The 8,183-nt window shown below is 61.2% G+C and carries 6 protein-coding genes; all 6 read right to left on the reverse strand.

All coding sequences use genetic code 11. The annotated features are described in order from the left end of the window. On the reverse strand, window positions 1-876 hold an 876-nt coding region (locus BZK31_RS27070), incomplete at its 3' end, for an FUSC family membrane protein (RefSeq protein ID WP_244182746.1). A gap of 114 nt (window positions 877-990) precedes the next feature. Continuing rightward, window positions 991-2,169 (reverse strand): BaiN/RdsA family NAD(P)/FAD-dependent oxidoreductase, encoded by a 1,179-nt coding sequence (locus BZK31_RS27075; RefSeq protein WP_083186288.1) that lies wholly within the window; start codon window positions 2,167-2,169, stop codon window positions 991-993. A gap of 91 nt (window positions 2,170-2,260) precedes the next feature. Further along, a complete protein-coding gene (gene dbpA, locus BZK31_RS27080; protein WP_083186289.1) occupies window positions 2,261-3,640 on the reverse strand; it encodes an ATP-dependent RNA helicase DbpA in 1,380 nt (459 codons plus the stop codon). A 139-nt stretch (window positions 3,641-3,779) separates the two neighbouring features. Beyond that, window positions 3,780-5,189: a multidrug transporter subunit MdtD gene (gene mdtD, locus BZK31_RS27085; protein WP_083186290.1), complete on the reverse strand. Its 1,410-nt coding sequence runs from the start codon at window positions 5,187-5,189 to the stop codon at window positions 3,780-3,782. Window positions 5,190-5,199: 10 nt separating this feature from the next. Next, the gene (locus BZK31_RS27090) at window positions 5,200-6,525 is read right to left on the reverse strand and encodes a TldD/PmbA family protein (protein WP_083186291.1); all 1,326 of its coding nucleotides are present in this window, start codon (window positions 6,523-6,525) and stop codon (window positions 5,200-5,202) included. Further along, on the reverse strand, window positions 6,525-7,967 hold the full coding sequence (locus tag BZK31_RS27095) for a TldD/PmbA family protein (RefSeq protein ID WP_083186292.1): 1,443 nt from the start codon (window positions 7,965-7,967) through the stop codon (window positions 6,525-6,527). Before BZK31_RS27095 ends, BZK31_RS27090 begins: the two co-directional genes overlap by 1 nt. Between the last annotated feature and the right edge of the window lie 216 nt (window positions 7,968-8,183).

Consider the following 8,183-nt stretch of genomic DNA (forward strand, 5'->3'; position numbering starts at 1 on the left):
CGCCACGCCCTGCTGACGCAGCAGGCGCTGGCAGCGGAACAGCACGTCGCTGTGAAAGAACGCGTCGGTCAGCGAGTTGTACGGATAATGCGACGAACTGGCACGCTCGTGGATGTCCTGCGCGATGAAATACAGCTTGAGGTAGCGACTGACTTTCGAACCCGGACGGCCACTGCCGACCCGATGGAGGATGATTTCTTTGGTGACGTTCAGCGCCGCGACGACCTTGCCGTTCTGCTGCGCCAGCTCAAGACGCCGGGCCTCCACGTTCAAGGTGCGGATCGGTTCGAACAGCGTCGATTTGAGTTTCAGGTACTGCCCCAACTCGCGGAACAGCCGCGCCAACGCCTGCTGCACCGGCTGGTTGGAAAACAGCATCTGCCACACGACGGACAGCAGGCCGTACCACGCAGCACCGGCTACCAGCAGCATCGGCTCATGCCAGAAATCCAGCACCTCGCCGCCGCGCTGGTCTACGCCAATCATGGTGTAGACCGACAGAATCAGCGTGCCATAGGCAATTGCGCCATAGCGTTCGCCCAGCGCACCGAGCATGGTCAGACAGAAACTAGCCAGCGCCAGTGAGCAGACGAACAGCCAAGGGTAGGGAAACAATAATTCGACGGCCAAGGCAGCAATGCTGAAGCACACCAGCGTCACGGCCAGCGCATTGAGGCGGCCTTGCCAGCTGTCATCGGTCTCGGCGAGGGCACTGGCGATAATCCCCAGAAACAGCGGGATCAGCAGGGCCATCTCGTTCTGATACCAGCACAGCGCCATGCTGCCGGTCAGGGCAATGAAGACTCGAACGCTATAACTGAATTTATCCAGCGCCCACAAACGACGGAAAGTATGACGAAGCGATTTCGATGCCATGAATAAGCTGACGGCCTTGTGCTCAATTAATCGATCCTGCAGGAGGATATGTACAGACCAAATGCCCGGCTGTACATCCGCCTCGCAAAATTTATACCGGCATTCAGTGCTGCGTCACACGTATTGCGCAGCCGCGTAGGCGGAGGCCCACGCCCATTGGAAGTTGAAGCCGCCCAGATGACCGCTGACGTCCAGCACTTCGCCGACGAAGTACAGGCCCGGTGATTTCAGCGACTCCATGGTCTTGGAAGACACCTCGCGTGTGTCGATACCACCCAGCGTAACCTCGGCGGTGCGATAGCCTTCGGTGCCGGCCGGAATGACCTGCCAGTTCGCCAGTTTCTCTGCGATGTCGGCCAGTTCGGCGTGGGTGTACTGCTTCATTGGCCTGGAGACGAACCAGTGTTCGGCGATCAGGTTGGCCATCTTCTTGGTGAAGATTTCGCCCAGCAGCGTTTTCAGCTCGCTGTTGGGGCGTTCCGCCTGCTGCTGCGCCAGCCAGGCGGGTACATCGTGATCGGGCAACAGGTTGATTTCCACGGTGTCGCCGGGTTGCCAGAACGAGGAAATCTGCAGAATCGCCGGGCCGCTCAGGCCGCGGTGGGTAAACAGGATATTTTCGCGAAAGTGGGTGTCGTTGCAACTGACCAGGCAATCCACCGACGTGCCCGACAGTTCGGTGCACAACGCCTTTAGCTGATCGGTGATGGTGAACGGCACCAGACCCGCGCGCGTTGGCAGCAGCGTGTGACCGAACTGCTTGCCGACTTGATAGCCGAACCCGGTCGCGCCCAGTGTCGGGATCGACAGTCCGCCGGTGGCGATCACCAGCGACTGGCAGTTCAGCGTGCCGAGCGTGGTTTCCAGGCGGTAGCCCGAGTCGGTCTTGTCGATCTGCTGCACCGAGGTGTTCATGTGCAGGCTGGCACCGGCCTGACGGCACTCCTCCAGCAGCATCTCCAGAATGTCGCTGGACTTGTTGTCGCAGAACAGCTGCCCCAGTTTCTTTTCGTGATACGGCACGCCGTGCTTGGCGACCATCGCGATGAAGTCCCACTGGGTGTAGCGCGCCAATGCCGATTTGCAGAAGTGCGGATTCTGCGACAGGAAGTGGGCCGGCTCGGTGTACATGTTGGTGAAGTTACAGCGCCCGCCGCCCGACATCAGAATCTTCTTGCCGGGTTTGTTGGCGTGATCGATCAGCATCACCTTGCGCCCACGGCTGGCAGCGGTGAACGCACACATCAGACCTGCGGCGCCAGCGCCAATGATTACAACGTCAGTAACGGGCACAGCATGATCCTCGGGAGTCGAACAAGCATCTGCGTTCGATGCAGACTGTGAGTGAGAGGGCTCGCGAAAGCGACGGTGCGGATGCCAGTGGTTACAGAATCCGCACGCGCAGCGATTTGCCTTTGATCTTGCCGTTGTTCAAGCGCTCCAGTGCCTGTTTGGCCATGCTGCGCTCGACCGCCACGTAGGCCTGGAAGTCGAAGATCGCGATCTTGCCAACCTGGCTGCCCGCGATTCCGGCTTCACCGGTGAGTGCGCCGAGGATGTCGCCCGGACGCAGTTTGTCCTTGCGGCCCGAGCCGATGCACAGCGTGGTCATGGCGGGCAGCAGCTTGCCGCCTTCCTTGATGCTCAGCCGGTCGTACTGCTGCCAGTTCAACGGCGCTTTCTGCAACTCTTCGATGGCGCGGGCACGCTGGCTTTCCGACGGTGCCACGAGGCTGACCGCGATGCCTTTCTCACCGGCTCGACCGGTACGGCCGACGCGGTGGATATGGATTTCCGAATCACGGGCCAGCTCGACGTTGATGACCATGTCCAGCGCATCGATGTCCAGACCGCGCGCCGCTACGTCGGTGGCAACCAGCACGGAGGTGCTGCGGTTGGCGAACATTGCCAGCACCTGATCGCGGTCGCGCTGTTCCAGATCGCCGTGCAGGCCGACGGCCGACATGCCTTTGGCGGTCAGGTGATCGACCACTTCCTGCACCTGCTGCTTGGTGAAGCAGAACGCGACGCAGGAGGCCGGACGGAAATGCCCCAGTACCTTGACCACGGCCTCCAGACGCTGCTCAGGCGAAATTTCGTAGAAAATCTGCTCGATCTGGCTGTCGGCGTGCAGCGCTTCGACTTTCACGGTCTGCGGATCGCGCATGAACTTGGACGAGAGCTGCTTGATGCCGACCGGGTAGGTGGCCGAGAACAGCAGGGTCTGACGGCGCTGCGGGGTCTGTTCGATGATGTCGGCGATCGCGTCGTAGAAACCCATGTCCAGCATGCGGTCGGCTTCATCGAGAATCAGCGTGTTCAGGCCGTCGAGTACCAGCGAACCTTTGCGCAAGTGCTGCTGGATGCGTCCCGGCGTACCGACGATGATGTGCGCGCCGTGCTCCAGCGAGCCAATCTGCGGCCCGAACGATACGCCGCCGCACAGGGTCAGGACCTTGATGTTGTCCTCCGAGCGCGCCAGACGACGGATTTCCTTGGCCACCTGGTCGGCCAGTTCGCGTGTCGGGCACAGGACCAGTGCCTGGCAACCGAAGAAGCGCGGATTGATCGGGTTGAGCAGGCCAATGCCGAAGGCTGCGGTCTTGCCGCTGCCGGTCTTGGCTTGAGCGATCAGGTCCATGCCTTTGAGGATCACCGGCAGGCTCTGCGCCTGAATCGGTGTCATTTCGGCATAACCAAGCGACTCCAGGTTAGCCAGCATGGCAGCGGACAGAGGCAGAGTATTGAAAGCGGTGTTTGTCACGACGATGGACCTGCAAAACAAAAATGTCGCGCAGTGTATCAGGTCCGGGCCCCCGCTCAGATGGCGATGTCGATAAATGGCTGATCAGAAACCCACCGAACCTCGCAGCCAACCCCGGCCACGCTACGTGATCAGGCCTTCAAGGCTTCTTGCGTCCTTCGCCGACAGGCAACTGCAGAAAGATGCCTGCGGCGAACATCGCCAAGACGCCGACGCTCAAAAAGGTCATCTGAAATGCGCCCAGTACGCTGCTGACTTCGCCAGTGTTCACTTCTTCGCTGAAGCCTCCCAGCAAGGCTGCGGCGCTGGCCACACCCAGGCTCAGGGACAATTGCGCCACCACCGACAGCAGGCTGTTGCCGCTCGCGGCGCTGGCGTTGTCGAGGTCGATCAGAGTCACGGTGTTCATGGCGGTGAACTGCAGCGAGTTCACGGCACCCAGCAGGCCCAGATGCACCAGCAATACCCAGTACGGCGTCTGCACATCCACCAAGGCAAGACTCGCCAACAGAAGGCCCAGCAACAAGGTGTTGCTGGTCAGGATTGTGCGATAGCCCAAGTGCTCGATCAGCCAGCGCGCCACGGTCTTGGCAAACATGCCTGCGGCGGCCAGCGGCAGCATGCTCATGCCCGCCTCGGAGGGTGAATAGCCCAGCGCAACCTGCAGCAGCAACGGCACCAGAAACGGCAACGCGCCGCTGCCCAGCCGGGCGAACAGGTTGCCAATGATGCCGACGGCAAACGTGCGGGTGCGGAACAGTGACGGCGCGAACAGCGGCGCGTCGATGTGCCCGGCCCGCAGCCAATAGGCAGCAAGACAGCCCATGCCGGCAAACAGCAGCAACACCACGCGCATGTGTGGCAGGTCCAGCTCGCCCAGCCCTTCGAGAGCGATGGTGATCAGCACCATCGCCGCGCCGAACAGGACGAAGCCCACGCCATCGAAACGTGTACGCCCGCCACCGGGCAGGTCGGGAATGAAGTGCCTGACCGCGTAACAGCCGAGAATCCCGACCGGGATATTGAGCAGGAAGATCCAGTGCCAGCTCAGGTACTCGACCATCCAGCCACCGAGCGTCGGACCCAGCAACGGGCCGACCAGCCCGGGTACGGTGATGAATCCCATGATCCGCACCAGCTCCGAGCGCGGGTACGCACGCAGCACGATCAGCCGTCCGATGGGCACCATCAACGCGCCGCCCAGGCCCTGAATCACCCGGGCGCCGACCAGCATGCCCAGCGAGTTGGACAGCGCGCACAACAATGATCCGAAGCTGAACAGCAGGATCGCGCTGAAGAAGATGCGCTTGATCCCGAACCGGTCGGCAATCCAGCCCGAGGCCGGGATCAGCAGCGCAATGGTCAGCATGTAGGCGATGACCACCGATTGCATGCGCAGCGGGTCTTCGACCAGCGAGTGGGCCATCGAGGGCAGGGCGGTGTTGAGGATCGTACCGTCCAGGCTTTGCATGAAGAACGCGATGGCAATGACCCAGGGCATCCAGCGCAGGGTCTTCTCGTTCAGTTCCGGGATGGCTGAGTCAGACATAAGCTCCTTGCTATAACGTGAGGGTCAGTCGGCTGATCAAAGCACCGGGCAGTTGAATGGAGCCTGTCTGGCGCTGACTGTAGGTACTCGATTGCAGAATCAATTCGCGTTCGCGGGTCAGGTCTTCCAGCGCGCTGCCGAGCAGACTGTAGGCACTGTCATCGAACCGCATGGTGTTGACCGGCGCGATGATTTTGCCGTCTTCGACCCAGAAGGTCGCGAATCGGGTCATGCCAGTCAGGCGAGCCGCAGGCCGGTCGGAGAAATTCAGGTACCAGAGGTTGCTGATGTACAGCCCGGTACCGAGCCTTTGCAGCACTTCATCCAGTTCCAGCGAGCCGCCCGCAATGTCCAGCGCGCTGGGCCATTCGCCGTGGTCTGCACCATTGGCCTGCAGGTCGTATTCAGCCGCGCTGCTGGAATCCACCAGTTGCTCGGCTGCGTTGCCTGCAGCGATCAGGGCCAGATCCTTGCGTGGATAACCTTCGCGTGAAAACGCAGGCGACAGCGAGCCGCTGACCTTCTCATCGATACTGACCCGCGGACTGAACTGCGCGTCGCCGTTGTACAGACGCTGCAACGGGCTGCGTTTGCTGGCCAGCGCCTGCGCGGAGAACCCGCCCCAGCTCAGCATGCCGATGATTTCATCCAGCGCGGCTGGAGCCAGGTAGGCGCGGTACTGACCAGGCTGGAGCGTATGCAGCGGGCGGCCCAGATAGTCGAGTTGCTCGCGGGCCTGTGCGAAGCGGCGAGTGAAGGCCTCGTTGTTCCAGTCGTGACCGGCATAGTTGGCTTTCACCGCCTGACCATTCTCGTGAAACAGGCTCCAGTCAAAGTTGAAGCTGTTGGCCTGATGCCAGCCCAACGCACCCCACGAACTGGCGAAGCCCCGATATAAAGGGCCTGCGGCATAGAAGCCGACCAGATCCAGTCCTTGAGACAACTCGCTGATCTGCTCGACGACCTGACCACTGTCCGGTAACGGGCTGCTTTGCAGATTGGTGTTTTGCCACGGCTGCGTGTTGGGCAGCAGATACGGGTCTTTCGACAGCAGCGGCAGGGTGTCGCGCAGTTGCTGCAAGGCGTCGGTCAGGCGCTGGACATCGGTGTCGGCATCGCCGGAGAGCGTGACTTCAAGATTGGCGTGGCGGCCGTCCTCGATCAGTTGCACGTTCAGAATGGCTTGCTGCACCTGCCCGGCCTGACGAACCTGGCCGTGGTTGAAACGAATGAAATCCGACGCCTCGGCGTCATACGCCAGCGTAAAGTGCTCGGCGGGGCGAAGGGCTGCCTTGAGTGCGGCAACCAGCGCTTCGAATTGCTGTTGGTGCGGCATCAGGCATCTCCTCCAAACACATCGACGTCAGTGAATACACACGCAGGTGTCGCGTGACCGACCCGGATCACTTGATTCGGCTCGCCCTTGCCACAGTTCGGCGTGCCCAGCACCTTGAAGGTGCTGGCATCGCCCACGGCGCTCAGGCTCTTCCAGAACCGTGCCGATATCGCGCGGTAATTGGGATTCTTCACCACGCCCTTGAGTTCACCGTTTTCAATCAACTGGCCCCATTCGCAGCCAAACTGGAACTTGTTGCGGGCATCGTCGATGGACCACGAGCGATTGTTCGACATCAGAATGCCGTGCTCGATATTGCCGATCAGGCTGTCCATCGATTGATCACCCGGCTCGATGTTCAGGTTGGCCATGCGATCAATGGGCGGGCGATTCCAACTGCACGCGCGACTGTTGGCAACGCCATCCAGGCCGCTGCGGTATTGCGACAGCGCACCGCCGAGCGGGCGTTGGAGAACGCCGTCGCGGATCAGGAATTGCTTGCTCGCCGCAGTGCCGTCGTCGTCATGGGCGTAGCTGGCGAGTTGTTCGGGAATGTCCGGATCGAACGTCACGTTGAGCAGGCTGGAACCGTACTGCAACGTGCCGAAATCCGCTGCCTTGACGAAGCTGGTGCCGGCGTAATTGCGCTCATCGCCGAGGATCCGGTCCAGCTCCAGCGGGTGACCGATGGACTCGTGGATCTGCAGCACCATCTGGTCCGGCATCAACAGCAGGTCGCGCGGCCCGGAAGGCGTATTGGGCGCCATGATCAGTTGCAGGGCCTGGTCGGCAATCCTGGCAGCCGCGCCGATCAAGCCGCAGTTGCTCAGCACTTCGACGCCGCCCTGTTGGCCAAAGTTGTCGCCGCCCAGATTACGCGTCTGGCTATCGAGCCCGTCGTAAGCGGTCACGCTAAGGCCTGGAAACACGAAGCGTTGCGCCTGACGCAGCTCGGCACCGGCGGAGTTGAGGTAGATCTGCTCGACGGTTTCCAGCCCCAGCGTGGCCTGCCAGTTGACCAGCCGCTCGTCCTCGGGCACCGACGTGGATTCGGTCATCAACAGGCCGATGCAATCGCTCAGCGGCGGGAAGGCCTGACTGAAATTGGGCGAGAAATAATCGGCTTTCGCGGTGGACACCGGTTGTGAGCTCAGGTCGAGCAATGCATGCGGCGCCAGACGGCGGGCCATCGCTTCGGCCTGGCGCAAGGCGGTCTGCAAGCCATTCACGGAAATGTCGTTGGTCGCGGCGTAGGTTTCCACGCCGTTGAGGCGTACGGTCAGCATCGCCCCTTCATCGGTAAACAGTGAAGGCGGTTCAGCGACGTTCTTGCGCACGCACAGACGCTGGCCGTTTCGACGGACATAACGCACGGAAAAGAATTGTGCATCACTCGTGAGAGCAGCGAACCGCTGTTTGAGTTGAGCGGAGAAATCGAACATGCAGACAAGCTCCTTCTTGAGGGCGGTCGGTGAAGTCCGTACGACCTTGTGGGCCGATTGCCATGAAGGAGATTAACCCGAGGACAGCCCGACTGCACCCGTTAGCTTGAGATAGACGCTTTGAGAGGCGTTGCTCCCACGTTCTGACCTGACGCCAGGAAGTCAGGCGGGTGTCCAGCTTTCGGGTTGCAGATCCACCCGTGGGAGCCAACTGTC

Origin of the sequence: Pseudomonas floridensis (assembly GCF_002087235.1) — a bacterium.
GTDB lineage: Bacteria > Pseudomonadota > Gammaproteobacteria > Pseudomonadales > Pseudomonadaceae > Aquipseudomonas > Aquipseudomonas floridensis.